This window comes from Catellatospora vulcania (assembly GCF_009720385.1).
Lineage (GTDB): Bacteria > Actinomycetota > Actinomycetes > Mycobacteriales > Micromonosporaceae > Catellatospora > Catellatospora vulcania.
Genome location: NZ_ML769309.1, coordinates 148,136 through 173,639 on the forward strand (window position 1 = coordinate 148,136; position 25,504 = coordinate 173,639).

28 protein-coding genes are annotated in these 25,504 nt (G+C 72.1%); 8 read left to right on the top strand and 20 right to left on the bottom strand.

What is annotated here, in order from left to right:
• Positions 1-64: 64 nt before the first annotated feature.
• The 3 genes from F6W97_RS17570 to F6W97_RS17580 all read right to left on the bottom strand — a co-directional run bounded on the left by F6W97_RS17570 (position 65) and on the right by F6W97_RS17580 (position 2,299).
• Positions 65-694, bottom strand: a complete 630-nt coding sequence (locus F6W97_RS17570; protein WP_155371430.1) for a cysteine hydrolase family protein — start codon at positions 692-694, stop codon at positions 65-67.
• Positions 695-703: 9 nt separating this feature from the next.
• Positions 704-1,462 (bottom strand): SDR family NAD(P)-dependent oxidoreductase, encoded by a 759-nt coding sequence (locus F6W97_RS17575; RefSeq protein ID WP_155371431.1) that lies wholly within the window; start codon positions 1,460-1,462, stop codon positions 704-706.
• Between the two features lie 84 nt (positions 1,463-1,546).
• Positions 1,547-2,299: an SDR family oxidoreductase gene (locus F6W97_RS17580; RefSeq protein WP_155371432.1), complete on the bottom strand. Its 753-nt coding sequence runs from the start codon at positions 2,297-2,299 to the stop codon at positions 1,547-1,549.
• Between the two features lie 95 nt (positions 2,300-2,394).
• On the opposite strand from F6W97_RS17580, the gene F6W97_RS17585 reads away from it, so the two are divergent.
• Complete coding sequence (locus F6W97_RS17585) at positions 2,395-2,877, top strand: RrF2 family transcriptional regulator (protein ID WP_155371470.1); 483 nt, start codon at positions 2,395-2,397, stop codon at positions 2,875-2,877.
• Between the two features lie 57 nt (positions 2,878-2,934).
• Positions 2,935-3,705, top strand: coding sequence for a GNAT family N-acetyltransferase (locus F6W97_RS17590; protein WP_155371433.1), 771 nt, complete (start codon positions 2,935-2,937; stop codon positions 3,703-3,705).
• A 10-nt stretch (positions 3,706-3,715) separates the two neighbouring features.
• Here F6W97_RS17590 and F6W97_RS17595 read toward each other — a convergent pair whose 3' ends face one another.
• Positions 3,716-4,267 carry an XRE family transcriptional regulator gene (locus F6W97_RS17595; protein ID WP_155371434.1) on the bottom strand — a complete coding sequence of 184 codons (552 nt, stop codon included), beginning with the start codon at positions 4,265-4,267 and terminating at the stop codon, positions 3,716-3,718.
• A 261-nt stretch (positions 4,268-4,528) separates the two neighbouring features.
• Here F6W97_RS17595 and F6W97_RS17600 point away from each other — a divergent pair, with 261 nt between their 5' ends.
• Together F6W97_RS17600 and F6W97_RS17605 are read left to right on the top strand one after the other, a co-directional pair.
• On the top strand, positions 4,529-4,717 hold the full coding sequence (locus F6W97_RS17600; RefSeq protein WP_155371435.1) for a hypothetical protein: 189 nt from the start codon (positions 4,529-4,531) through the stop codon (positions 4,715-4,717).
• The gene (locus tag F6W97_RS17605; RefSeq protein WP_155371436.1) at positions 4,714-5,025 is read left to right on the top strand and encodes a hypothetical protein; all 312 of its coding nucleotides are present in this window, start codon (positions 4,714-4,716) and stop codon (positions 5,023-5,025) included. Before F6W97_RS17600 ends, F6W97_RS17605 begins: the two co-directional genes overlap by 4 nt.
• 136 nt (positions 5,026-5,161) lie before the next feature.
• Here F6W97_RS17605 and F6W97_RS17610 read toward each other — a convergent pair whose 3' ends face one another.
• The 6 genes from F6W97_RS17610 to F6W97_RS17635 form a co-directional block, all read right to left on the bottom strand.
• Positions 5,162-5,866, bottom strand: coding sequence for a response regulator transcription factor (locus tag F6W97_RS17610; protein ID WP_155371437.1), 705 nt, complete (start codon positions 5,864-5,866; stop codon positions 5,162-5,164).
• Between the two features lie 227 nt (positions 5,867-6,093).
• Entirely contained in the window at positions 6,094-6,555 is a 462-nt protein-coding gene (locus F6W97_RS17615; RefSeq protein WP_155371438.1) for a hypothetical protein, read from the bottom strand.
• Positions 6,556-6,782: 227 nt separating this feature from the next.
• Positions 6,783-7,517, bottom strand: a complete 735-nt coding sequence (locus tag F6W97_RS17620) for an SDR family NAD(P)-dependent oxidoreductase (protein WP_230686763.1) — start codon at positions 7,515-7,517, stop codon at positions 6,783-6,785.
• A 273-nt stretch (positions 7,518-7,790) separates the two neighbouring features.
• Entirely contained in the window at positions 7,791-8,240 is a 450-nt protein-coding gene (locus F6W97_RS17625; protein WP_155371440.1) for a GNAT family N-acetyltransferase, read from the bottom strand.
• Between the two features lie 62 nt (positions 8,241-8,302).
• The gene (gene poxB, locus F6W97_RS17630; RefSeq protein WP_155371441.1) at positions 8,303-10,039 is read right to left on the bottom strand and encodes a ubiquinone-dependent pyruvate dehydrogenase; all 1,737 of its coding nucleotides are present in this window, start codon (positions 10,037-10,039) and stop codon (positions 8,303-8,305) included.
• A 52-nt stretch (positions 10,040-10,091) separates the two neighbouring features.
• On the bottom strand, positions 10,092-10,796 hold the full coding sequence (locus F6W97_RS17635) for a TetR/AcrR family transcriptional regulator C-terminal domain-containing protein (RefSeq protein ID WP_155371442.1): 705 nt from the start codon (positions 10,794-10,796) through the stop codon (positions 10,092-10,094).
• Positions 10,797-10,986: 190 nt separating this feature from the next.
• Here F6W97_RS17635 and F6W97_RS17640 point away from each other — a divergent pair, with 190 nt between their 5' ends.
• On the top strand, positions 10,987-11,391 hold the full coding sequence (locus F6W97_RS17640) for a hypothetical protein (protein WP_155371443.1): 405 nt from the start codon (positions 10,987-10,989) through the stop codon (positions 11,389-11,391).
• 58 nt (positions 11,392-11,449) lie between these two features.
• On the opposite strand, the gene F6W97_RS17645 is transcribed toward F6W97_RS17640, so the two are convergent.
• Genes F6W97_RS17645 through F6W97_RS17670 form a run of 6 tightly spaced genes read right to left on the bottom strand, consistent with a single transcriptional unit; the run spans position 11,450 to position 16,120 of the window.
• Entirely contained in the window at positions 11,450-11,737 is a 288-nt protein-coding gene (locus F6W97_RS17645; protein WP_155371444.1) for a winged helix-turn-helix domain-containing protein, read from the bottom strand.
• Entirely contained in the window at positions 11,734-12,198 is a 465-nt protein-coding gene (locus F6W97_RS17650) for a hypothetical protein (protein WP_155371445.1), read from the bottom strand. The genes F6W97_RS17645 and F6W97_RS17650 overlap by 4 nt, the downstream gene beginning before the upstream one ends.
• Positions 12,199-12,253: 55 nt before the next feature.
• Positions 12,254-12,715, bottom strand: a complete 462-nt coding sequence (locus tag F6W97_RS17655; protein WP_155371446.1) for a DUF3237 domain-containing protein — start codon at positions 12,713-12,715, stop codon at positions 12,254-12,256.
• Positions 12,712-14,385 carry a CocE/NonD family hydrolase gene (locus tag F6W97_RS17660; RefSeq protein ID WP_155371447.1) on the bottom strand — a complete coding sequence of 558 codons (1,674 nt, stop codon included), beginning with the start codon at positions 14,383-14,385 and terminating at the stop codon, positions 12,712-12,714. Before F6W97_RS17660 ends, F6W97_RS17655 begins: the two co-directional genes overlap by 4 nt.
• On the bottom strand, positions 14,382-14,864 hold the full coding sequence (locus F6W97_RS17665; RefSeq protein WP_155371448.1) for a MarR family winged helix-turn-helix transcriptional regulator: 483 nt from the start codon (positions 14,862-14,864) through the stop codon (positions 14,382-14,384). The genes F6W97_RS17660 and F6W97_RS17665 overlap by 4 nt, the downstream gene beginning before the upstream one ends.
• Complete coding sequence (locus F6W97_RS17670) at positions 14,861-16,120, bottom strand: flavin-dependent oxidoreductase (protein WP_155371449.1); 1,260 nt, start codon at positions 16,118-16,120, stop codon at positions 14,861-14,863. Before F6W97_RS17670 ends, F6W97_RS17665 begins: the two co-directional genes overlap by 4 nt.
• A 111-nt stretch (positions 16,121-16,231) precedes the next feature.
• Between F6W97_RS17670 and F6W97_RS17675 the strand changes: the two genes are divergently transcribed.
• Positions 16,232-17,032 carry a MerR family transcriptional regulator gene (locus F6W97_RS17675; protein WP_155371450.1) on the top strand — a complete coding sequence of 267 codons (801 nt, stop codon included), beginning with the start codon at positions 16,232-16,234 and terminating at the stop codon, positions 17,030-17,032.
• 16 nt (positions 17,033-17,048) lie between these two features.
• Positions 17,049-17,969, top strand: a complete 921-nt coding sequence (locus F6W97_RS17680) for a hypothetical protein (RefSeq protein WP_155371451.1) — start codon at positions 17,049-17,051, stop codon at positions 17,967-17,969.
• 43 nt (positions 17,970-18,012) lie between these two features.
• Here the strand turns inward: F6W97_RS17680 and F6W97_RS17685 are convergent, their stop codons facing one another.
• Entirely contained in the window at positions 18,013-19,335 is a 1,323-nt protein-coding gene (locus tag F6W97_RS17685) for an aspartate aminotransferase family protein (RefSeq protein WP_230686764.1), read from the bottom strand.
• Positions 19,336-19,419: 84 nt separating this feature from the next.
• Between F6W97_RS17685 and F6W97_RS17690 the strand changes: the two genes are divergently transcribed.
• Positions 19,420-20,346, top strand: coding sequence for a LysR substrate-binding domain-containing protein (locus F6W97_RS17690; protein WP_155371452.1), 927 nt, complete (start codon positions 19,420-19,422; stop codon positions 20,344-20,346).
• Here F6W97_RS17690 and F6W97_RS17695 read toward each other — a convergent pair.
• The 3 genes from F6W97_RS17695 to F6W97_RS17705 form a co-directional block, all read right to left on the bottom strand.
• Positions 20,337-21,956: an MFS transporter gene (locus F6W97_RS17695; protein WP_155371453.1), complete on the bottom strand. Its 1,620-nt coding sequence runs from the start codon at positions 21,954-21,956 to the stop codon at positions 20,337-20,339. The genes F6W97_RS17690 and F6W97_RS17695 overlap by 10 nt on opposite strands.
• 118 nt (positions 21,957-22,074) lie before the next feature.
• Positions 22,075-22,821 (bottom strand): alpha/beta hydrolase, encoded by a 747-nt coding sequence (locus tag F6W97_RS17700; RefSeq protein ID WP_155371454.1) that lies wholly within the window; start codon positions 22,819-22,821, stop codon positions 22,075-22,077.
• A 141-nt stretch (positions 22,822-22,962) separates the two neighbouring features.
• Positions 22,963-25,504: transglycosylase domain-containing protein (locus tag F6W97_RS17705; protein WP_155371455.1), on the bottom strand; the 2,542-nt coding region annotated here is incomplete at its 5' end.

Consider the following 25,504-nt stretch of genomic DNA (forward strand, 5'->3'; position numbering starts at 1 on the left):
CCCAGGTGCCGCCTCCGCCGTCAGGCGCGCGGCCCGCTCGCGCCGCGCTGCGGCACGCACCGTATCAACGGCGGGCGTCGTCGAGTGCCCGCAGGTATTCGTCGACCGGCAGGCACGCGTGCGAGAACAGCGGATAACGCGCCACCATCGCGTCGTACGCGGCCGGGCCCGCATCGGACGCGGTGGCATCCGGAATGGTCGTCACGTGGTAGCCGCGTTCCATCGCGCCGCGCGCCGTCGACTCGACACACATGGTGCCGATCATCCCGGCGACGGCGAAGAACTCCACGCCGTGGTGGCGCAGCTGCGCGTCGAGGTCGGTGCTGGCGAACACGTCGATGTTCTTGTGCGGCGCGAGCGCGACCTCACCAGGGCCCGGCGACAGCTCGGGGTGGAACTCGGCCGCCCAGCTCCCGGCCTCGAAGAGCCGGTTGTCGAACATCTCGCGGTGGATCCCGGTGAGCCGGCCCCAGCGGGTGTACTCCTCGTCGGTGTACGACATCCCGGAGAAGAACACCGGCACGCCGCGTTCCCGGGCACCGGCCAGCAGCCGGCGCAGGTTGTCGAACGTGCCGATCCGGGCGAACTCGTCCCGGTACAGCGGATGGCCCTTGCCCTTCGGATCGAACACCTCGTTGACGGTGTCGATCAGCAGCAGCCCGCAGCGTCCCGGTGCGTAGTCGTCGCCAGCCATGATTCCCCCTCAGATGAGTTCCAGGCCGCCGTCTACGGCCAGGATCTGTCCGGTGAGCCAGACCGCGTCGGGGTCGGCCAGCCGCAGGATCCAGGTGGCGACCTCGTGGGGTTCGCCGCGCCGGCCGAGCGGGATGCGTTCGGCCTCCTGCTGCTTGATCTGGGCGAGCAGCTCGGCGGACAGCCCGGCCGCGCCGAGCGCCTCGCTCTCGGTGGGTCCGGGCGCGACCGCGTTGACGCGTACGCCCGCGGCGGCCAGCTCCAGCGCCCAGCTACGGGTGAGCTGCTCGACGGCGGCCTTCGACGCGGCGTAGTGGGACGCGCCGGGCAGCGGCCGCCGGCCGTAGGTGCTGGAGACGTTGACGATCGAACCGCGGGCCTCCCGCAGGTGCGGCAGCGCGGCGCGGGCCAGCAGGCTGGGCGCGGTGACGTTGACGTCGAACAGGTCGGTGATGCGCTCGGCGGTGGCTTCGGCCAGCGGCATCAGCGCGGTGATGCCCGCGTTGTTGACCAGCACGTCGATCCGCCCCCAGCGGTCGGCGGCGGCTGCCGCGACGGTGTCGGCGGCGTGCGGCGCGCGGACGTCGATCGCCAGCGGGACGACCGCCGGATGCTGCCGGGCGGTGTCCTCGAGGGCCTGCGCGCGGCGGCCCACGCCCAGGACGTGCGCGCCGTGCTCGGCGAACATCAGCGCCGTGGCGCGCCCGATGCCCGAGCCCGCGCCGGTGACGATGACGACGCGGTCGGCGAAGGAGAGGTCGGATGGCATGACGGTGTCAGCTCCTTGCGATGTGCTGTGTGAGACGCCGTGCGTACGCCCGGTGGACCGGCGTACGCACGGCGTAAGAGCCGATCAGGCGGTCTTGTGGGTGGAGAGCCACTCCGCGAAATCGGTCTTGGCCAGGTGCGCCTCGCCGAGCGGCACCAGCGAGTCGTCGGTCACCGACGCGCCGAAGTAGGTGGCCTCGGGGTCGGTGACCACCTGGCGGGCGTCGCCCTCGGCGGCGAGCAGCCGACGCACCAGGTCGTCCTGGCCGATCTTCTCCGGGCCGGCGATGTCGTAGTGGCCGTTGACCGGGGCGGCCTCGGCGGCCTCGGTCACGAAGGCGGACACGTCGTCGGCGGCGATCGGCTGCATCATCGCCGGCGGCAGGTGGATCGCCTCGCCACGGCTGCCGCCGTGCCCGATCGCGCTGGTGAACTCGAAGAACTGGGTCGCCCGCACGATGGTGTACGGCACGCCGGCGGCTTTGATCAGCTCCTCCTGGGCGACCTTGGCGCGCATGTAGCCGCTGTCGGGGATGCGGTCGCAGCCGACGATCGACAGCGCCACGTGGTGCCCGACGCCGGCCTTCTTCTCCGCGGCCAGCAGGTTGCGCCCGGCCGTGGTGAAGAACTCCATGACGGCGTCGTCCGCGAAGTTCGGCGAGTTGGCGACGTCGACGACGACGTCCGCGCCCTTGAGCGCATCGTCCAGGCCCTCGCCCGTGATGGTGTTGACGCCGCTGCTGGGCGAGGCCGCCAGCACGTCGTGGCCGTCAGCGCGCAGCCGCTGCGCGACGTTGCTGCCGATGAGGCCGGTGCCGCCGATGATGACGATCTTCATGGTGCTACTCCGTTCCGCAAACTCGGATGTTTCTTGTCCGAGACTCTACCCGGACAGAATGTGTCCGAGTCATGCGTACACTGGGAACTGTGAAAATGTCCTCAGGCGTCGAGTGGGCCCTGCACTGCTGCGTAGTGCTCACCGTCGCGGACCGGCCGGTGCCCGCGACCCGGCTGGCCGAGCTGCACGACGTCTCCGGCACCTACCTAGCCAAGCAGCTCCAGGACCTGTCGCGGGCCGGTCTGGTGCGCTCCGTGCAGGGCAAATCGGGCGGATATGTCCTCACCAGGGCACCCGAGGACATCTGCCTGCTCGACGTCGTCGAAGCCGTCGACGGCGCACAGCCCGCCTTCGTGTGCACCGAGATCCGCCAGCGCGGGCCGCTCGCCACCCCGGCGGAGGCCTGCCTAAAGCCGTGCCCCATCGCCCGCGCCATGGGCGCCGCCGACCAGGCCTGGCGGGCGGCCCTGCGCGCGACCACCATCGCCGACCTGGCCCGCGACGTCACCGCCGACAACGGCCCGAACGCCTTCGACGCGGTACGGGCCTGGCTGGCCGCGCCGGGAGGCCGGATCTGATCACCGCTCCGGCCAAACGGTTCGCGTCGCCGAAGATCAGCCCGCTAGGGTTCCGGGATGCCGCTAAGCTCCGAGAACGCCGACTCCGTCACCACGCTGCACGCCGAGGACGGCACCCCGCTCGCCCGGCTGCGGCTGCGCGAGGACGAGGGAACCCTGCTGGCGGAGCGCGTGCTGCCCCTGCCCGGCGCTAGCCTCGACCAGGTCGCCGCGCAGGCCCGCCGCGACCTCGCGGGACGCCGGCTGACCACGCCCGACGACGCGCTCGCCCGTACGCTGGTCGACAGCGGTCTGCGGCTGCGGCGGGCCGCCACGGAGATGCATCACGACCTGGCCGGACTCCCGGCGCTTCCGCAGTTGCCCGAGGGCTGGACGCTGCGGCCCGGCGGGTGGGACGACGACCTGGCCGAAGGGCTCATCGCGGCGTACGGCCCCGAGCACCCCGACGGCCGGTGGCAGGACAGCGACACCAAGCAGATCAGGGCCATGTTCGAACACGGCGACCCGGTGCCGCCGCTGGGCGAGGCCTCGGCTCGGGTCGCCGGAGCCGACGGGCGCAGCGCCGGACATGTGCTGGTCGCGGGGCCCGTGCCGTGGACCGACGACGACTGCGCCTGGATCCTCAACCTCGGCGTCGCGCCGCAGGCGCAGGGACTCGGGCTCGGGCGGGTGCTGCTGGCCCATGCGCTGCACGGCTCCCACGCGGCCGGGTTGCCCCGGATCGGGCTGGAAGTCGCCGACGGCAACGTCGCCCGCCACCTGTACGACAGCGCCGGTTTCCAGGTGCGCGCCCGGGTGCTCTCCGTGGACCTGCCGCCGCTCAGCTGAAGCGTGTCCGTCAGACGCGCGCGACGGCCCACAGTTGCTGGAAGTGGTCCGCGTACCGGTCGAATGCGCCGCCGGACTGCCGTCGGCGCAGATGCATCGTGACGGAGTCCTGTCCCAGGCCGTCGCCGATGTGCGTCGAGACGAGCATGTCGTCGTCGAACACCCATACCGACATGGCGATGTGGCGGTCGGACAGCCGGACCTCCGCTCCTACCTCGTGTTTGCTGAGTTCGGCGCGGGTCATGGCGATGCGGGTGGACACGGTCAGCGGTGTGGCTTCGATCTCTTCGCGGTGCCGGGTGACGACGCTGTCGGGGTCGCCGAGGAGGAAGCGCACGTCCGATCCGGCGGCAGCCTTGGCTGCGAGCACCCGGCCTGCGCCCTCGACGTCGAGCCATACGAAGTAAGAGGTGTATCCGCCGAACCAAAGCCGGCGGGAGGCTGCGTCGATGAGGTCGCCGAACAGCGAACGGGGCAGGTCCAGGCGGCGGGGGTATACCGCGATCATCTCCCGATCCGCGCCCAGTTTCACCGAGCGGCGGACCGCCTCGGGCCACAACACCCCTACATCCTCCTCAGGACTTCGGCTGTCTTCACGCGGTGCCGGGGGTGTGGGAGTCTGCCCTTGCTCACCCAGCGTTCGACCGTCTTCGGGTCGACGGCGAGCGTCGTCGCGAGGTCGACTGTCGTGAGACCTGCTGAGCCCAGTGCGGTGCGGAGCGCATCGTTGCGAGCCACGGCGGCGGGGACCTTTCGTAGACGTCCCTGAATCGTGGCACGTCGGAGGTGTGGACGTCTCCAATGGCGACAGACGATTTCCGACATGAATCGATGGGGCGAGGGGCCGACTGTGGCGGCCTGGGCTGATGAGGACACCGCTGAATTCACCATCGCCGAGCGGTTGAGGTACGACGTCGCCGAGTTCAACACGGCGCACCGTTGGAACGCCTCGACCGGCGTGTTGCGTACCGTCGCCGACTTCCTGCGCCACGACCTCGACGAGCCCCGATGACCAGCCCGACGTTTTGGATCGCGGCGGACGGCAGTGCCGTTCGGCTCGGGGACACCGTCGCGCTGGATCCGATCGCGTTGAACCTGGATCGTGACGCTGTCGGGCCGATCGTAGGTGTGACCGTGCTCGGCTGGCCGATAGTCGAGGTGACGGCGGGCCGGCACGCAGGGACACGTCTCGGTGTACAGCCCGCTCACCTGCTGCTGCGTGTGCGGGTTGCGCGACCTTCAGCCGTGCCGGGACGGATCGCAGGGTACGTTGAGCACAATCGTGATGCTCGTATCGAATATCTCGAACTGTCACGCTGACCGGAGCGGCGTACCCGACTCGGCACATGCCGGTGGGCCGGCGTCGTCTGGCGTAAGCCGTCGATCGTTCGACTTGCCGGGCAGGTGTGCGAAAGCGCGGTCAAGATACGCACAGGTGCCTGGCAAGTCGGGCGATCTAGGGGCGGTCGGGCAGGGGGCCGAAGCGGTAGCCGAAGCCGCGTACGGTCTGGACGTAGATCGGTTTGGCGGCGTTGTCCTCGATCTTGGCGCGTAGGCGCTGGACGCAGGCGTCGACCAGGCGCGAGTCGCCCAGGAAGTCGTGTTGCCAGACGGCTTCCAGGAGCTGGAGTCTGCTGTGTACGCGGCCGGGCGTGGCGGACAGGGTGAGTAGCAGCCGCATCTCGGTGGCTGCGAGCCGGACGCGCCGGCCGCGCTTGCCGACGCTGAGCGAGTCCCGGTCGATGCGCAGCGCGCCGTGCTCCTCGTACCCGTCGTCGCAGGCCCGCCCGGCAGACCCGCAACGGGTGCGGCGCAGTACGGCGCGGATGCGGGCTTCGACGATCCGGGCGTGCACCGGCCGCACCACGTAGTCGTCGGCGCCTGCCTCCAGAGCGGCGATCACGTCGGCGTCGTCGTCGCGGGTGGTCAGCACGATGATCGGCAGGTCGCCTTCGGCCCGCAGGCGATGGCACACGTCGAACCCGTCCATGCCGGGCAGTACCAGATCGAGCACCACGATCTCGGCCGCGAACGATCCGAGCCGGGCCAGCCCCTGCTCGCCGGTGTCGGCGGTGCCGACGACATGCCCGTGCCGGACCAGCGCCAGCCGCAGCTCTTCGCGCGCCGGGCGATGGTCGTCGATGAGGAGTACCCGTGCCATGTGCTACGGCAGCTCGGCCGCGTGCCGCCCGGCGCGGGTCGGACGGCCGGGTGGCGGGACCGGATGTCGGCCGGGACGCGGTGACGCGGATCGTCGGGGCAGCATGGTGGACAGCTCACCGCACCTCCTGTTAACGCGGCGTGAGCGTGTCCGAAAGGTCGGCGGGATCGTGGACACCGCTGCGGGCGGCGTCCGGCATACCCCCTCGCCGGACGCCGCCCGCCGGGTCACTTGCCGGACTCGCTGGAGGAGGTACGGTCCGGTGAGTGGCCGTGGCCGCCGAGTACTCCCGCCTCGGTCGCCTTGAGGATCGCGTCTGCTTCGGCCTGGGTCAGCTTGCCGTCCTTGACCGCCGCGGCCAGCCTTTCCTTGAGCTGCGGGGTGCGGTCGGCGGCCTTGTCGCTGCTCTTGCCGCCGGTCTTGCCGTCCGGGCGGAGCTGGGTCTGCACCTTCTCCAGCGCGGCCGAGACCTTCGCCTGGTCGATGCCGAGTTCCTTGGCCAGCGCCTCGGCCAGCTTCTGCTGATGCTCGGCCCGCTGGTCGCTCTTGTCCTTGCCCTGCGCCACGGTCCCGGTGGCCGTGGACCCGCTGCCCTCGGCCGCCCACGCGGCGGCGGGCGCCGCGATGCCGAGCGCCAGTACCCCCGCGGCGCCGACCGTGACCAGGGACTTTTTCGAGAACTTCATCATGCGAGGCTCCTTGCGATCGGTGAGTCTCCGACGCTGACGCGTGTTCCTCGACGAATCGCCCAGGGAACCTCCGACAGTCCTGGCAGATGGACACGGCGGTGCCGGTTGCATGCCTGGATGGGCGGATCCACACGCAGGAAACGTCCAGCATCACAGGCGGTGCACAGGGCGGAGCCCGCTACGCCGCTCCGGCGAGCACGTCCTGGATCCGGATCGGCAGGCGGCGGTCAGGTGTGCAGGCTGCGGCCGCCGTCGACGACGATGCGCTGCCCGGTGACGAAGCCCGCGCCTTCGGAGGCCAGGAAGCTGACCACGTGCGCGATGTCCTCCGGCGTGCCCATCCGGCCCGCGGGCACCGTGGCCAGGTATCCGTCGACGGTGGACCCCTCGTGCCGCTCGACGGGGATCCACGCGGGCGCGACGCTGTTCACCGTGATGCCGTGCGGGGCCAGCTCGCGGGCCCAGGCGCGGGCGAGGCCGATCTGCGCGTTCTTGGCGGCGGCGTACGCGGACCAGCCCGGCTGCGGCCGGTCGGCGACCTCCGAGTCCAGGTGCACGATGCGGCCGTGGCCGCGCGCGATCATGCCGGGGGTCAGTGCCCGCCCGAGCAGCACCGGGCTGTGTACGAAGAACGCCAGCTGCGCGTCGAAAGCCGCCCTGCCGGCGTCGGCGATCAGGGCCTCGGGCTGCGGTCCGGTCGCGTTGAGCACCAGCACGTCCACCGGTCCGAGCTGCGCCGCGATCGCGTCGGCCAGCCGGGCCACGTCCTGCTCGTCGGTGACGTCGGCGGGAAACGCGGCCGCGGCGCCGCCCTCGGCGCGGATCTCGTCGACCAGCCCCGCCAGGTTCTTCTCCTGGCGGCCGTTGACGGCCACGGCCATGCCGTCGCGGGCCAGGCGCCGGGCGATCGCCCGGCCGAGTCCTCGGGAGCTGCCGGTGATGAGGGCTACGCGTGTCGTCACGGGCGCGATCATGCCAGGGCCCGCGACGCGGGTCCGGTCAGGCCCGCGGGCCGACCACGAGCCGGAACAGGTCGGCGGCCGGGTCGAGGTGACGGGCAGCAGCTGCTGGTGCTCGGCGAAGGGCCTGCGGGCTCTTCGGCGGAATGTGCTGAGCGCGCCGGCTGTTGCCGGGTGTCTCCGTCCGGCCGCCACAACATCTGGGTTGTGGCCACAACCCAGATGTTGTGGCCACGAACTCCGGTACTCACCCCGGCGCACGCCGTGCTGGTTCGATTACAGGTCCAGGACGCCGACGGTCTGGCCGCCGCTCTGCTCGCCGGTCGGGTGGAAGCCCAGCTTCAGGTAGAACTCCTCCGGACCTCCGGCGCGAGGCTCCCACGTGACGTGCAGGCGGGTGCCGCCGCGGGCGCGGACCTCCTCGGACACGGCCTCGACGGCGAACCGGCCGTAGCCGTTTCCCTGGGCGTCGGCCGCGATGTTCAGCCGCCAGAGGCCGTACCGGATGTCGTCGGGATCGTCGCCCCAGGCGTAGTCGAGGAAGGCCATCACGAAGCCGACCAGCCGGTCGCCGTCATAGATCAGCCTCGGCCAGGCGAGGTCGGGGAAGACATACGCCTCGGCCAGCGACTTGACCACCGGCGCGACCAGATCCGCCTGATCGGGGCGTACGGACAGCGCCAGCGCCGCCGCATAGTTCTTCGGGGTGACCTTCTCCAGCCGCATGCGGCGGACATTAGTGGCCGGGTGCGGGCCGGGCGAGTCGATTTCCGCGCGTTCAGAGCCGGTCATTCGGCGTCGAGGTCGCGCAGGTTCGTCTTGGCGAGTTCGACGATCTCGGAGCCGCGCCCGGACAGGACGGTCCGGGTGGCGTACAACGTGAAGCCTTTGATCTGGCCGAAGGTGAGCTTGGGCGGCAGGGACAGCTCGTGCCGGTCGGTGCGCACGTCGACCAGTGCCGGGCCGGGGTGTGCGAAGGCAGCCCGCAGCGCGTCCTCCAGGTCGCCGGCCTTGTCCACGCGGGCGCCGAACAGCCCGGCGGCCTCGGCGATGGCGGCGAAGTCGGGGTTGTCCAGGTCGGTGGCGAAGGTGACGAAGCCGGCCGCTTTCATTTCGAGTTCGACGAACGACAGCGCGCCGTTGTTGAACACGACGACCTTCACCGGCAGGCGCATCTGACGCAGCGTGATCAGCTCGCCGAGCAGCATCGCCAGCCCGCCGTCACCGGACAGCGAGACGACCTGGCGGCCGGGGTGTTCGGCCTGCGCGCCCAGCGCCTGCGGCAGGGCGTTGGCCATGGAACCGTGGCTGAAGGAGCCGAGCAGCCGGCGGTGTCCGTTCATGTGCAGGTAGCGGGCGGCCCAGATACAGGGCGTGCCGACGTCGGCGGTGAAGATCGCGTCTTCGGCGGCGAGCCGGTCGATGACGGCCGTGACGTACTGCGGGTGCAGCGGTGAGTCGTCGGAGTTGGCCACGGCGAGGCGGTCCAGCTTGGCGCGGGCGCGGCGGTAGTGGGCGGTCATCCGGTCCAGGTGCGCCGAGTCGGTCTTGGCGGCGAGCCTGGGCAGCAGCGCGTCGACGGTGTCGCGGACGGTGCCCACCAGCGGCACGCCGACGGTCACCCGGCGGCCGATCTGCTCGCCCCGCACGTCCACCTGCACCACCGGGACGCCGTCGGGATAGAACTGGCGGTAGGGGAAATCGGTGCCGAGCATGAGCAGCGCGTCGCAGTGCTCCATCGCCCGGTAGCCGGAACTGAAGCCGATCAGCCCGGTCATGCCCACGTCGTACGGGTTGTCGTACTCGACGAACTCCTTGCCGCGGAACGCGTGCACGACCGGCGCCTGGAGTGCTCCGGCGACGTCGAGCAGCCGGTCGTGGGCTCCGGCGCAGCCCGCCCCGGCGAGGATGGTCACCCGCTCGGCGGCGTTCAGGACCGCGGCCGCGGCGTCGAGCGAGGCGTCGTCGGGACGGACCATCGGCGTCACGGGGCGGATCGACATCGGTTCGGCGCCGGCGGGCGCGTCGGCGAGGAACACCTCGCCGGGCACGACGATGACGCCGACCCCGCCGCGGGCCAGCGCGGTGCGCATCGCGGCGGCCAGCACCTGCGGCAGCTGGCTGGGGATGCTGACGAGTTCGGTGTACACGGAGCACTCGCGGAACAGCTCCTGCGGGTGGGTCTCCTGGAAGTAGCCGGAGCCGATCTCGTCGCGGGGGATCTGGGCGGCGATCGCCAGCACGGGTACGCGGCTGCGGTTCGCGTCGAACAGGCCGTTGATCAGGTGCAGGTTGCCCGGTCCGCAGCTGCCCGCGCAGACCGCCAGCTCGCCGGTCACCGCGGCCTCGCCCGCGGCGGCGAACGCCGCCGCCTCCTCGTGCCGTACGTGCTGCCAGGTGATCCCGCCATCACGGCGCAGCGCGTCGGTGAGGCCGTTCAGGGAGTCGCCGGGGACCCCGTACATCCGGCGCACGCCGGACGCCTTCAACGTCGCGACCATCAGGTCGGCCACTGTGCGTGCCATCGTCCGCCCCCATCGTTGCCATGGACGTTCCGGTCCGGCGGGGGCTGCACCATTATCGCCCGGCGCGGTGGTTCCCGGAGGGCGAGTCGGTGAGCTGGGCGGCGAGTCCGTGGAGCAGGGCGCGCAGGCCGACGTCGAACGTCTGCTCCGGCGCTGCCGCGTAGCCGGCCGTGGAGCTGTCGTCGAGGCGGGCGCGCAGGCGCGGGTACCGCATGGCGATCTCGCGGGCCTTGGCCGTGGTCTGGTCGAGCTGCGCCCGGGCGTCCGCTCCGTCGCGGGCCCGGCGCAGCGACAGCGCGGTGGCCGCCGAGGTGCCCAGCACGCTGCCGAGCACGAAGGTGAACACGGCCCCGGCGGCCTGGTCGGCGCGCGCGCCGGTGAATCCGGCGGCCTCGTAGACGGCGAGGCAGCGGTCGTCGAAGCGGGCCTTGCCGGGGCCGTGGAACAGGTGCGAGCCGAACGCGGGGACCAGCCAGGGGTGCCGGGCGAACGTGTCGTGCAGGCCGGTGGCCAGGGACGTCGCGGCCTGCTGCCAGTCCTCCGGGGCCGGGTCGGGCAGGTCGATCTCCTGCCAGACATGGTCGCCGGCGGCCACGACGAGCTCGTCCTTGTTCTTGACGTGCCAGTAGACGGCGGTGGCGGCGGCGTTGAGCCGTTTGCCGAGGCTGCGCATGTTGAGGCCGTCCAGACCTTGCTCGTCGAGCAGCGCGATGGCGGTCTGGACGATCTGCGCCCGGGTCAGGGTGTCGCGCGGCATGTGCCCACGATATGGCACCCGGCGGCCGCTTGCACATCGTTCAAGTGATGTCCGAAGGTGTCCGAACTCGGTTCAAGAAGCCTCGCATCGCCGCTCGCCGCTGCCGCCCCCCACGGGTGACGAGGTCTGTCTACTGTGGTCGGAAGTTTCGGCGGAAAAGCCGCCGGGGCCGTCACGAAACGGGGTCAACGTGTCCACCCTTCGGATCAACGCCCTCAGGGCGCTCGGCATCGCCGGTTTCGCGCTCGCCACGTCGCTCGCCGTCCACGAGGTCGCGCTCGCCGGCACCGCGCAGACGCCGGTCGGCCACCTGACCAGCAGCCTCGACGGCTGCAACGACCTCGGTGCGCAGGTGCTGGTCGTGCTGACCGGCGGCCGGCCCAACACGGTGTACAACGCCGGGACCGCCCGCGGTTACGACCACGACGACACCTTCACCACCGACGCCAACGGCAACGGCACCGGGTACTTCCACAACGCCTGGGCGGACACCGACCCGCGCTGGGCCGGCCAGGCCGTCATCACGGTCACCGGCAACGGCCAGACCGGCACCGTGACGGTGCAGATCGACTGCGCGGACCCCAAGGGCGAGTAGTCGAAGGCTCCCGCGTCGCCGATCGCCACCGGTCGGCGACGCGAGAGCCGAACCGGCGTCAGGCGCCGCCGATCAGCGCCCGCAGAGCCGCGCAGTGGCCTTCGTACGCCTGCTGCCCGGCCTTCGTGATCCGGTAGGTGGTGCTGCTCCCGCGGCCGTGGCCTTCCTTGGCCGCGCTGACGTATCCGGCCGACTCCAACGTGGACATCTGCTTGGACAGGTCCGACTCGGTGAGTCGCAGATGGTCCTTCAGGAACCGGAACGACACCGAGGGGGCGTTGGCCAGCACGGCCATCGCCGCCAGGCGCTTGGGCACGTGGATGACCGGATCCAGCCCGTCGATCATCGCAGGCGGGCCCGGGTCTCGGCGGCGGCCAGCGCGTAGCGGCGCTCGTAGACGGCCAGACCTGCGGTCACCAGGACGAACGCGGCAACGGCCGCGGCGGGGACGCCGCCCAGCCACCAGGCAGCCGCGACGAGCAGCGCGATCACCGGCAGCGCGATCGCGTATCCGCGCCAGACTCCGGCGATCTCGGCAGGCGGCGTTCCCTTGCCCGGCATGGGAAGCGCACCGTGCCTGCGCCGCATCCAGACGATGAAGAGGGCCTCGACGGCGAGAAGTAGGGCGAGCGAGCCGACGAACGCCCCCGTGTTCTCGCGCCACCAGGTGAAGGCGCCGATCATGGCGGCGACCCACGCGCCGACGGACGGCGCATACCACCAGGGGGTGGGCGGGTAGTCGACGTAGGGGGCAGCGGCGCCACGCTCGGCCGCCTTGAGTTGCTCCGCCAGGTCATAACTTTCCATACTGGAAACCATATGCGAATACTTTCCACATGTGCAAGTAAAAAGTATTCGCGCGTCAGGTCACCCGGTACGCGGCGTAGCGGACGCGGTCGGCCTCGCGGATCGCGGAGGCCACGAACACCGACTGTTCGAGCACGGCCAGGCGGGCGGCGGAGGTCTCCAGCCGGACGCCGATGCGGAAGTAGTACTCGGACGGGTCCACCGGCTCGCCGCGCAGCAGCGCCCCGAGAACCTCCGGCGGTCCGCTGCGTACGCCGAACGTCCGCAGGTAGACATGCTCGCCATCCGGTGTGCGCGCCGAGTAGCGGGTGTCGATCTCGACGGCCCCGTCGGGGCGTACCAGCTGCCAGTCCGCGCCCCCGGCCAGGATCTCGGCGTCGAACAGGCCGCGGACCTGCCCGCCCACGATCGGCACGACCCGGCGGTGCCCGGCCCGGGTCACCCCGTGATCCTCCAGCGGTCCGAGGTGGACCTCGACGTCGAAGGCGTGCTCCAGCGACGGCGTCGGCGCGGTCATGGCTGCCACACCGGCAGCTCGATCCGCGATGCGCGGGCGGTGTCGTGCGAGATCGCCTGCTCGGCCCGCGCGGTGAGCACCGCGGCCGCGGCGGGCTCGCCGGTGCCGGGGTTGCGCGCGTACCGCGGATGGGCTCCCGAGCTGATCTGCACACTGATGCGGTGGCCTGCCGCGAAGCGGTGGAACGTCGGCCACAGCGGCACTTCGACCTCGCGGAAGCCCTCGTCGTCGGGCTCCGGGCCGGTGTCGGCGATGCCGCCGATGCGGCGGATGCCGTCGCAGACGGTCATGGACCGGCCGTCGGGGTGCACGTCGCAGATGCGTACGAACAGGTCGGCGCTGGGCTGGGAGGACCGGAACCGGATGCGGGCCACCGGTTCGCCGGCGAGCACGGTCGCGGCGTCCAGGACGTCGGTGCGGAACACGGCGACGTCATCGCGGCGCTCGTGGGCGGCGTTGTCGAGGGGCCCGGAGTTCGGCTGCAGGCTCGGACCGCCGACGGCGGGCGTGGCGTCGTCGGGGTCGTAGGTGTAGCGGGTGACGCCGCCGCCGGGCGCGGCTTGGCTGAGCAGGCCCGATCCGTGCAGGTGCCAGGGCTGGGCGGCGGCGCCCGGCGGCGGCCATGCCGGCAGGTCGTGCCACTGCTGCGCGCCGGTGAGGAAGGCGCGCACCGGGGCGACCCGGGTGCTCGGCCCGTTCGCGAGGTGTTCGGTGAGGAAGGCGACCGACTCGGACAGGGCCGGGCCGCCCATGCCCGCCGAGACGTGTCCCCACGGGCCGATCGTCAGGCGGGGCGGCCGTCCGGCGGCCACGAGCTGGGCGTAATTGCGCAGCTGCCAGGGCAGGAAGATGTCGTACCAGCCGGTGATCATGTAGACGGGCGCGGTGACGTCGGGGACCGAGGCGGTGTGCGACTGCCGGGTCCAGTACTCGTCGGTGAGCCGCTCGTGGGCGACCCAGTCCTGGTACCAGTCCACCGGTCCGCCCGTCGCGACGGTGTCGCCGGCGCTGAGCGGGAGCACGCCGAACGCCTCGGTGAGCTTGGGGTCGGGGCGCAGCATGGCCAGGATCAGCGGCAGGAAGCGGCGCTTGGCCATGCGGTCCATCATCTGTGTCCAGCCGAGCGCGTTGCGCAGCGAGAACGCGCCGTTGTCCCAGGTGATGGCCCCGAAGTCGGGCATCGTCGTGATGAGGCAGAGCGCGTCGGGGGCGTTGGCGGGGTCCTCGCGCTGCAGGTGTCCGGCCACGGCCCACTGGGTGTAGCCGAGGTAGCTGGGCCCGTACGTGGCGACCGTGCCGGTGAACCACGGCTGCTGCCGCACCCAGCGGTGGGTGGCCGCGCCGTCGCGCTGCTCGTCGAGCTGCGGGGTGAAGACGCCGGCCGAGCCCCAGGTGCCGCGGCAGCGCTGGGCGAGCACGGTGAAGCCTTCGCGGGCGAGCGCGCGGGCCTGGGTGTCGGTGCTGCGGCGGCCGTACGGCCCGCGCATGACGATCGTCGGCAGCGGCGGGGCGTCGCCGACCGGGGTGATCAGGTCGGCGAGCAGTTCGGCGCCGTCGTCCATGGGCACGCGCAGGTCCTTGCGGACGGTGATGTCGTAGGGCCCCGGCGTGACGCCTTTGATCATCCTGGCTTGCATCCATCGGGAGAGCCGCTGGCCGAGCGTCGTCATGGCGTGTCCTCGGGGGTGGGGGAGGCGGAGGGGTTCGGCCGCCGGCCGGCGAGCGCGGCACGGAGCCGGTCGAGCGCCGGCACTGCGGCGGCGAGCGCGTCGCGGTCACCGTCCGGCAGGGTGGCGGCGGCCGCCGCGATGAGCCGGGCGCTCGCGCGGTCGAAGCGGTCGAACAGGTCGAGGGCCTTGGCGGAGGCGGCGACGGTGACGCGGCGGCGGTCGTCGTCGCGCTGGCGGCGGGCGATCAGGCCGCTGTGCTCCATCGTGCGCAGCAGGTTGCTGACCGTCGGACGGCTCATGCCGAGCCGGGCGGCGAGCTCGCCCGGTGTGGCGACGCTGCCCGCGGGCAGGGCGCGGATGATCTCGATCTGCGCGTCCGGGATCTCGGGCAGGTCCTCGGCGGCGCGCGCCGCGGCCAGCAGCGTGCGGCGCAGCGGTGAGATGACCGCCGCGAGGTCTGCCGGGTCGAAGGCGCTCATCGGGTGGTGTCCGGCGGGGTCAGCGAGGGGCGGGTGTTGAGGGCGTCGGGGTGGAATCCGGCGGCCCGCTTGTAGCCGGTGGCGATCTCGGCGAGTTCGTCGGCGGGGATGACGTCGTGGATGTCGGCGAAGCCGCCTGGCGCGCGTTCGTGGGCGAGGAGCATGACCTGCTCGGGGCCCTGGCGGCGGTTGCTCAGCACCAGGGCGGTGGTGGCGGGGCGGCGGTCGGCCTCGTACGCGGCGAGCGCCTGCTCCGTCGTCGGCGTGGTGGCCAGGTGGAAGGCGAGCGTGCGCGCGTCGAGGATCGCCTGGGACGCGCCGTTGGAGCCGTTGGGGTACATGGGGTGGGCGGCGTCGCCGAGCAGGGTCGAGCGCCCGTGCGTCCAGCGGTCGATCGGGTCGCGGTCGACCATCGGGTATTCGAGGATCTCGTCGGCGGCCGCGATGACGGCGGGCACGTCGAGCCAGCCGAACCGCCAGTCGCGGAACAGGTCGCGGACCGGGGCGGGGTCGACGGCGCGGTTCCAGTCGGCGGTCTGGGCGCCCGTGCTGTCGGCACGCCGTTCGGCGATGAAGTTGACGCGCGCGTGGCCCGTGCCGTCGGGTGCGCTGACGGGGTACGCGACGAACTTCTGCTCGCCGTCCCCCGCCATGATCATGGTGCGTCCGTCGAGGTAGGCGGGGATCGTGGCGGTGCCGCGCCACAGGGTCAGCCCGTTCCAGACGGGGTCCCCCTCGCCGGGGTGGTGCTGGCGGCGCAGCGCGGAGTGGATGCCGTCGGCCCCGACCACGAGCGAGGCTTCGACGCGTGCTTCGCCGCCTGCGGTGTCGAAGACCGCGACGTCGGTGTCCGGGCCGTGCTCGACCGCGGTGAGCCGGTGTCCCGGCTGGACGGCGTCCGCGCCGAGCCGCTCGCGGACCGCGTCGAGCAGGGCGAGTTGCAGGCGGCCGCGGTACACCGACAGCTGCGGCCAGCGGTAGCCGGCGTCCAGGCCGCGGGGCTCGCGCCAGATGGGCTGGCCGAAGCGGTTGAAGTAGGCCAGAGTGCCGGGGGCCGTGCCGAGTGCGGCGACGCGCTCGCCGAGGCCGAGTTCGGTCAGCTCGCGAACGGCGTGGGGGAGCAGGTTGATGCCCACACCCAGCGGTCGCAGCTCGGCGACGCGGTCGAACAAGCGGATGTCGCGGAACCCGGCCTGGTGCAGGCTGAGCGCGGCGGTGAGCCCACCGATGCCCGCGCCGATGATCGCGATCGTCATCTCGACTCCCAGGGTTGCCGTGGATGGCGCACATAGTTTTGAAACAAAGCTATTGCATTGTCAAGGCCGCCGACTTGACCTCGCCCCAAGGGCGCGCCGCAGACTGGCCGGGTGGCACGGGATCATCTGCTGGCGGGGGAGTTCGGGGCGGCGGCGCGGCTGTCGCCGAAGGCGCTGCGCCTGTACGCCGAGCAGGGCCTGCTCCCACCCGCCTGGGTGGACCCGGCGACCGGATACCGCTACTACAGCCCCGACCAGCTGCCCCGCGCCCGCCTGATCGCCCGGCTGCGCCGGCTCGGGCTGCCGCTGGCCCGGATCGCGGTGCTGGCCGACCTGAGCCCGCCGGACCGGGCGCTGGAACTGCGCGGCTGGCTGCACACCCAGCGCAGCCTGCTCGACGACCGGGCCGCGGTGGTGGAGGCGGTGCAGGGCTCGTCCGCCGACACCGGGCTGGCCGACGCCGTGGCGATGCGCGACGTGGCGGCCGTGAAGGTGCTCGGCCGCCGGCACCGGATCGACGCCACCGCGCTGGCCGGCTTCGTCAGCACGGCCGAGCAGGACGTCCGCGCCCACCTGCGGGCCTCGGGCCTGCCCGCGGACGGCCCGCGGTTCGTGTTCTTCGAGGACCTGATCACCCCCGACAGCGACGGGCACGTGGAGGTGGCGGTCGCCTGCGACCGCGGGGTGGAACCCGTCGGCGACCTGCACATCCGCCTGGTGCCCGCGCACACCGCGGTGTACCTGCCCGTGCCGTCCGGCTACGAGGACCTGCCCCTGATCCTGCGCGTCTACGACGCCGTCGAAGCCTGGACGGACGCCCGCCCCGGCGTCGTCTGCACCGGGCACCCCTACGAGATCTCGCCCGGCGCCGGGACGCGCTTCGACGTCGCGTACCCGGTCGCCGTCCACTGACCCGAAAGGCCTGCCCGTGCGCCATCTTCCCTATGTCGGCAGCGGTCCCTACTGCTACTCGAACTCGTTCGCGATGCTGCTCGGCGCGCAGTCGCCGTCGACCGCGGTCATCGAGGTCGCCACGGGCGGCCCGTTCGGCATGCAGCTCATCGGCGCCGCCATGATGTTCTTCGACGCGTACGGGTGGGACCCCGAGCAGGGGTTCGACCGGGCACTGTCGGCGATCGGCTGGACCTCGACCGTCAGCAGGGGCGGCGACGAGCAGGCGGCGCTGGCCCGCCTCACGGCGGCGGTGCGGCAGGGCCCGGTGTGGGTCGGACCCGTCGAGATGGGTCACCTGCGCCACCAGCCGGAGATGAACGGCCCGATCGGGGCCGATCACTTCGTGGTCGCGCTCGACGTGGACGACGAGCGGGTGCTGGTGCACGACCCGCACGGCTACCCGTACGCGGAGGTGCCGGTCGGCGACTTCATGACCGCCTGGCGGGCCGAGACCGTCAGCTACGGCGACCCGTACACGATGCGCACCGGCTTCACGAAGGTCGCCGACGTCAGCGACGCCGACGCGATCCGCTCGACCATCCCGGCCGCGATCGACTGGCTGTCCATGCGCGCCGAGGTCAAGATGCCGCCCGGCAGCCTCGGCAACGGCGCGGCAGCCGAACGGGTCGCCGAGCTGGTCGAGGCCGGGGCGGCCGACGGCCTGCGCGAGCACCTCATGTACTTCGCGATCCGAGTCGGCGCGCGCCGGCTCGCCGACACCGCCGACTGCCTGCTGCTGGCCGGTTACGACAAGGCGGCCGAGGTCGCCGCGGAGCAGGCCCGGCTCGTCGGCTCGCTGCAGTACCCGGTGGTCAGCAGGGACTTCCCGACGGCGGCGGCCGCCCTGCGCCGGCTCGCCCCGACCTACGACCGCCTGCTCGCGGCGCTGGAATAGCGGGTCGGGGCGGGCCGCCGGCTGCGGTGGCCCGCCCCGGCGGTCAGACCGCCGTGGTCTCGCCGAGCGCCTGGTCGAGGATCTCCAGGCCGAGGGCCAGTTCCTGCTGCGTCGCGGTCAGCGGCGGCGCGATGCGGAACGTGCCGCCCATGCCGCGCAGCTGCACCACGTTCAGGTGCAGGCCGAGCTCCAGGCACCGGCGGGTGACCTGCGCGCCGAGCAGGTCGGCGCCTTCCTTGGTGGCGCGGTCGACGACGAGTTCGAGGCCCTGCATCAGCCCGCGGCCGCGCACGTCGCCGACGACCTGGTGCCGCTGCTGGAGCTGCAGCAGCCCGGCCCGCAGGAACGCGCCCAGCTCCCGGGCCCGCAGGTCGAGCTGCTCCTGCTGCAGCACGTCGAGCACGGTGTTGCCGACGGCCGCGACGAGCGGGTCCGACACGTGGGTGGTGTAGAACAGGTAGCCGCGCTCGTGGGCCCGCTGCTCGATCTCCGCGCTGGTGACCACGGCGGCCAGCGGCAGCCCGGCCCCCAGTGTCTTGGACAGCGTGAGGATGTCGGGCACGATCCCGTCGCGCTGGAAGGCGTACCAGTCGCCGGTGCGGCACAGGCCGGTCTGCGCCTCGTCGACGATCAGCAGCATGCCGCGTTCCCGGCACTTGGCGGCCAGCGCGGCGAAGTAGCCCGGCGGCGGTTCGATGACGCCGCCGGAGCTGAGGATCGGCTCTACGATGCACGCGGCGAGGCTGCCCGAGGACTGCGCGTCGATCATGGCGAAGCCGTGGTCGAGCTGCCGCCGCCAGTCGAACCCGCCGTCGGCGGTGGTGAAGTCCGGCCGGTACGGGTTCGGCGTGGGGATCGCGAAGTTGCCCGGCGCGGTCGGCCCGTAGCCCTGGTGGCCGGCGCTGTAGGTGGCGGCGGCCGCGGCGCCGGTCATGCCGTGCCACGACCGGGCGAACGCGACGATCTCGTGCTTGCCGGTGACGAGCTTGGCCATCCGGATGGCCGCCTCGTTCGACTCCGCGCCGGTCGTCAGCAGCAGCACCTTGTCCAGGGGCGCGGGCAGGGACTCGGCCAGGCGCCGGGCGAGGTCGACGACCGGGCGCGACAGCATGCCGCTGAACAGGTGGTCGAGGCTCGCGACCTGCTGCTGCACCGTCGCCACGATCGCCGGGTGGCAGTGGCCGAGGATGGCGCTCATCTGACCCGAGGTGAAGTCGAGGATCCGGCGGCCGTCGGCGGTGTACACGTAGCTGCCCGCCGCGCGCTCGATGATCTCGGGCGTGAACGGGCCGCCGTAGCGCAACAGGTAGCGCTCCGCGTCGGACCAGAACTGCGTGGCGGTGGCCTGCTCGCTCATCAGCGTCATGCCCTCACGGTAGGCAACGCCGCTGTGCGCGAACAGCTCCGATGTCCGGCTAGCCTGTGCGTAATCTGCGTACAGGGAGCGGCGATGCGACTGAACACCTCCCGCCTGGAAATGCTCAGCATGCTTGACAGCCTGGGCACGGTGCGGGCCGTCGCCGCCGCGCTGCACCTGAGCCCGTCGGCGGTGTCGGCGCAGCTGGCGGTCCTGGAGGCGGAGACGCATGCCGACCTGCTGCACCGGGTCGGCCGCCGGGTCCAGCTCACCGCCGCCGGACGCACCCTGGCCCGGCATGCCAGGGTCATCCTCGACCAGGTCAAGGCGGCCGAGGCCGACCTGCGCGACCTTTCCGGACAGCCCGCAGGCCCGGTGCGCCTGGCCGCGTTCTCCAGCGCCGTCCGCACCCTGGTCATCCCGCTGGCCGCCCGGCTGCGGCAGGCGCACCCGAGGATCGAACTGGAGATCAGCGAACTCGACCCGCAGGCCAGCCACCCGGCCCTGCGCCGCGGCGACTGCGACATCATCGTGACCGCGGACTTCGCCGACGGGCCGGCGCCGCCGGATCCGGACGTGCAGACCATTCCACTGCTCGCGGATGCCATCGTGCTCGTGACGCCGCAGTCCGTGCCGGAGCCGGGCCGGGCGGAGCCGGGGACGCGGGAACCGGTGGACCTCGCCGACTTCGCCACGGCGGCGTGGTCGGTCGACCTGCCCGGGACGTACCTGTCCCGGCTGGTCACCAGCAGCTGCCGCCAGGCAGGCTTCGAACCGGTCGTGGCGGGCCGGTTCGGCAGCTACGAGCTGCTGCTGGCGCACGTCGAAGCGGGCCTGTCCGTGTCGCTGCTGCCCGAGCTGGCCGTGGACCGCAGATACCGGGTGGCCGTCCGCCCGCTGCGCGAGCCGCTGACCCGCCAGGTGTACGCGGCGGTGCGCAGCCGGGCCGCGCTGACCGCGGCGAGCCGCATCGTCCTGGACGAGCTGCGCGCCCTGTCGGCGGCGCGTGCTCACTGCTGAGCCGGTGACGGCGTGCCCGGCTGCCGCACGGGAATGCCCCGGGTGAGGAACAGCGCGACGAGCGCGAGCAGCGCGAGCAGGCCCAGCGCGGCGCGCAGGCCGTCGAGCCGGGCCTGCTCGTTCTCCGCGACGGCGGCGGCTGTGGTGGCGGGGTCCACCCCGGCCTCGGTCAGCGCCGCGGCCAGCTGGTCGTTGGACAGGAACGGGATGCCGGCCGCCAGCTGCACCTGGGCCTGCCCGGAGACGCTCGCCGGGATGGCCGGGTTGGCCTGTACGCCGGTCAGGAAGGAGCTGGTCAGGCCGGCGATGAGCACTGCACCGGCCAGCGCGGTGCCGATGGACGCGCCCAGATTGGTCACCGTGTTCTGCAGCCCGCCGACCTCGGCGCTGCGCTCGTCGGGCACCGCCGACACGGTGACGCTGCCCAGCTGGGACGCCAGCGCGCCGACGCCGAGCCCGGCCAGCAGCAGCGGCCAGGTGACGATCTCCGCGCCCGCCCCGGCCTCCAGCGCGGCGGCTAGGGCGACGATCCCGGCGAACAACGCCGCGAAGCCGACCTGCACCACCCGCCGGGGCGATGCCCTCGGCAGGAACTTGGGCACGCCGACGGCGGCCAGCAGCAGCGTCACGGACAGGGGGAGGATGCGCAGCCCGGTCTCGATCGCCGACAGGCCCAGCGCCACCGACAGGTAGAGCGGGACGGTGAAGAACAGGCCCGCCTGGAGCAGGTACTGGAACAGGAACGAGGTGAGGCCGCCGCGCAGCAGCCGGTTGTTCAGCAGCGTCGGGTCCAGCAGCACCGGCTGACCCCGGCGCTGGCGTGCGCGTTCCCGGGACATGAACCAGCGCAGCACGACGCCGCCCGCGATGACGAGCCAGAACACCGGCGACAGGCCGAGCCACGCCGGGCCGCCCGGTTTGGGGTTGATGAAGCCCCAGGTCCCGCCGCGCAGGATGCCGAAGACGATCAGCACCAGCCCCAGCGCCGACAGGGCGGTGCCGCCGAGGTCCAGGCGGGTCGTCCGGTCCGGGGGCAGGTCCCGCATGCGTCGGGTCAGCAGCAGGATGCCCGCGACCACGACGACCTCCCCGGCGAAGACCCACCGCCAGGAGGCGTACGTGGTCAGCAGGCCGCCGATCAGCGGGCCGACCGCGACCGCGATCGCGCCGAACGCGGCGACCAGCCCGTAGGCCTTCGGGCGCTGGGCCCGGTCGAAGTTGGACGCGACCAGGGCGACGATGGCGGGCAGGATGAGCGCGGCCCCCACGCCTTCGAGCAGCGACCAGCCGATGAGCAGCACGGTGAGGTTCGGTGCCAGGGCAGTGGTCAGCGACCCCGCGCCGTAGATCACGCAGCCGATCGCGAAGGCCCGCTTGAAGCTGATGATCTGGCCGATCTTCCCGCCGGTGATCATCAGTGCCGCCATGACGAGCGTGTACATGGTGATCGCGGTCTGGATGCCGGTGACGGTGGTGCCGACGTCCTCGGCGACCGTCGCGATCGACACGTTCATGACCGAGCTGTCCAGCGTCATCAGGAACTGGCCGCACGCCAGGGTGAGCAGTACGGTCCCGGTCGCGACCTGGCGATCGGGTGCTGTGAGGGCCATGAACCGCTCCTCCGCGATCGGTCTGGCATCAGCCTGCCCGATCGAGGGTGACCGCGGAGGTCATTGGTGCCATATGCCCCGTTCGGGACTGCGGGCGGTCGCCGCTACCGCGGCATGGTCAGCTGCTCAGGCGGCGGATGAAGTCGACGCTGCCGTCGAAGATCTGCGGTGCGTCGTGGTCGAGGGTCGCCACGTGGTAGCTGTCCTGCAGGACGACCTCCTGCACGTCCGCCGAGGTGATGCCCTTCAGCACGAGCTCGCTGTTGACGGGCTCGACCACGTGGTCGTTGGCGGAGCGGTAGAGCAGCACCGGCTGGGCGACCTTCGGCAGGTCGGCGCGCACGACCGCCTGGAACCGGCGCAGCGACGCCGCGGCCCGCACCGGCGTACGCGGGTAGGCGCCCTCGTCGATGCCCGGTTTGGCGATGTCGTTGCCGATCGCGGGCACCGACGGCACGACCAGGCCCAGCACGGGCAGCAGCTTCGCGTCCCAGCGCAGCATGGTGACGGCCGGGTTGACCAGCACGATGCCGGCCAGGTCGGGGTGCTGCTGGGCCAGGCGCAGGGCGAGGGTCCCGCCCATCGACAGGCCGACGGCGTACACCGAGGTGCAGTGCCCGCGCAGTTCGGCGGCGGCGCGCTCGACCTCGGCGTACCAGTCCTGCCAGGTGGTGCGGTTGGCGTCGCGCCAGTGGGTGCCGTGGCCGGGCAGCAGCGGCAGCCGCACCGACCAGCCCTGTGCGGCCAGGTGGCGGGCCCAGGGCCGCATGCTGTGCGGCGACCCGGTGAAGCCGTGGCACACCACGACCCCGACCCCGGAGTCGCCGTCGTGCTGCAGGGGAGCGTGGTCGATGGCGTTGTCCATGGGTGCTCCCAGCCGCGGCGTCAGTGACGGGCCCGTCGGTGACGGGTGCCGCCATACTGCCACGCGCCGGCGCGCGAGGGCAGGGGCGAGCGGACGAGCCCGGCCGGACGGACCGGCCGGGCTCGTGTGGGACCGCGCTGCTCAGCGTGAGGCGGAAGGCAACGGGCCTGGTGGCGTCGCTGGACTTGGTCCGGCCACGGCGGGCGACGGGACCACGTCGGCGTTGCCGGGCACGGTCGGGCTGGCCGCCAGGCAGGCCGGTTTGGGGTCGCAGTCGGCGGGCTTCGGCTTCTTGGACGGCTCGACGCCGTCGCCCACGCCCTCGACCTCCCCGATCTTGCCGCCGGTGCCGGCGGCCAGGGGCTCCAGTTTGAGTTTCATGTCGGCGTGGGCCCGGTTCATGAACGCCTGCCAGATGTCGGCGGGCAGGCCGACGCTGGTGATGTTGCCGCCGCCCAGGGCCTTGGGCCGGTAGATCGGGTCCGAGGCGTTCTTGACGTTGCCGACCCAGATGGCCGTGGCGATCTGCGGCGTGTAGCCGACGGTCCACACGTTGGAGTGGGCCTTGTCCTGGACCTTGCTCTCCCAGGTGCCGGTCTTCGCGGCGGCTTCGCGGCCGCCGGCCAGCGCGTGGTAGTAGGACTTGGGCAGCTGCTTGAGCAGGCCGGTGACCTCGTCGGCGACCTCCTGCCGGATGCGCCGCTCGGCCTTGCTGACCTCGCCGGTGTTCGGCACCAGCTGGTACTTGCCGGTCCTCTCGTCCTTCTTCTCCACCTTGAGCACGACGTGCGGTTTGTTGTAGACGCCGTGGTTGGCGAAGGTCGCCATGCCCGAGGCGTGGTCGAGCACGGTGACGGGGTACTGCCCGAAGCCGACCTGGTAGTCGAAGGAGGCGCGGCTGGTGTCCGTGTCGGGCTTGTCGAGGTTGCGGGCCTTGCCGTCGCTGACCGCCCACATGGTGTTGATGCCGGCCGCGTGCGCCATGGCCACCACGTTCTTCGGCTCGATCTTCTTCGCGATCTTGAAGAACGGCACGTTGAGCGAGAGCCGGGTGACGTCCAGCAGGGTGCACTTTCGCTTGCACTTGAGGCTGCCGGCGTCGCGGCCGGCGTTCTCCACCTCGTACGGGCAGAGGTTGTACTTGTCGCAGTTGCGCTTCTTACCGGTGGCGACGATGGGGGTCGGGTCCCAGGTGGACTTGAGCGAGATGCCCGCGTCGATCGCGGCGGCCAGCGTGTAGACCTTGAACGAGGACGCCGGCGGGTGGCCGCCGTCCTCCCAGATGGTGCCCTCGTTGATCTTCCCGGCGTAGTCGATGCCGGTGCCGTCGGCGCCGCCGTAGTACGCCAGCACCCGGCCGTTCTTCGGGTCGATCGCCACCCCGGCCGCGATCACGTTCTTCGGATAGTTCCTCATCTTGGTGTACTCGCCGTCGACCTTGGGGTCGACGGCCTTGGCGACGTCGTTGACGCACACCTTCTTGTCGCCCTTGCCCTTGCAGGTCTCCTTCCACTCGAAGGTGCGGAACAGCTGCGCCTCCAGCGCCTGCTGGGCCTTGGAGTTGATCGTCGTGGTGATCCGGTAGCCCTTGTTGCGCCAGTCGGTGATGCCCCAGGCCGCCATCTCCCGCTCGACGTACTTCGTGATCACGAAGCCGGTGCCGGTGCCCTGGATGCCGGTCTCGCCGGACCGGGCGGAGTACTTGCGCAGCGTCTTGTCCGGATACACCATGGTCGCGCGCTTGCCCGGGTCGAGCCGCCCCATCTCGACCATGTTGTCGAGCACGTAGTTCCAGCGGATCTTGGCGGCCTCGGGGTTGAGGTGCGGGTCGTAGCCCTTGGTGCCGTCGTAGTCGTTGGGCTCGGGTTGCTTGAGCACCGCGCCGAGCACCGCCGCCTGCTCGACCGTGATCTGGTCGGCCGACTTGTTGAAGTACGCCTTCGCCGCCGCGCCGACGCCGCTGGAGCCGCGGCCGAACCAGACGGTGTTCACGTAGAACCCGAGGATCTCGTCCTTGGAGTGCTCCTCCTCCAGCCGCCTGGCCATCACCGCCTCGCGCAGCTTGCGGGCATAGGTGACCTCGAGGTCCTTGGCCGCGTTGCGGGCGTACTGCTGGGTGATGGTGGACGCGCCCTGGGTCTCGCCGCCGGTCAGGTTGTTCCAGGCGGCGCGGGCCACGCCCCACAGGTCGATGCCGTGGTGGTTGAAGAAGTTCTTGTCCTCGCCCGCGATGAGAGCCACCTTGACCTCGTCGGACAGGGCGGCCATGGAGACGATCTCGCGGTTCTCGCCGCCGAGTTTGGCGATCTGCGCACCGTCGGCGGAGTAGACGAAGGTGTTCTCGTTCGGGCTGAAGTCCGCGGGCTCGGGCACCGAGTCGTAGAGGTAGGCGACCCCGATCAGGCCGCCGCCGGCGACCATGACGACGACCGCGGCCGCGGCCAGCACGATGCTGCGCCAGCGCCACCTGCCGAGCCTGCTCCTGCGGCCCGTGCGCTTGCTGCCGGCGGGTCCGCCCGGCGGTTCGCCTTCCGTATCGCGCCCGGTGGGCAGCGCGGCGGTGCGGTTCGGGCCGCCGACGGAGGGGCGGGGGCCGACGGCGACGCGGCCTGCGGCGGCCCGGCCGGCGTTGCCGCCGACGCTCGCGCGGCCCGACGCGGACGGCACGGCGGCCCGGCCGGCG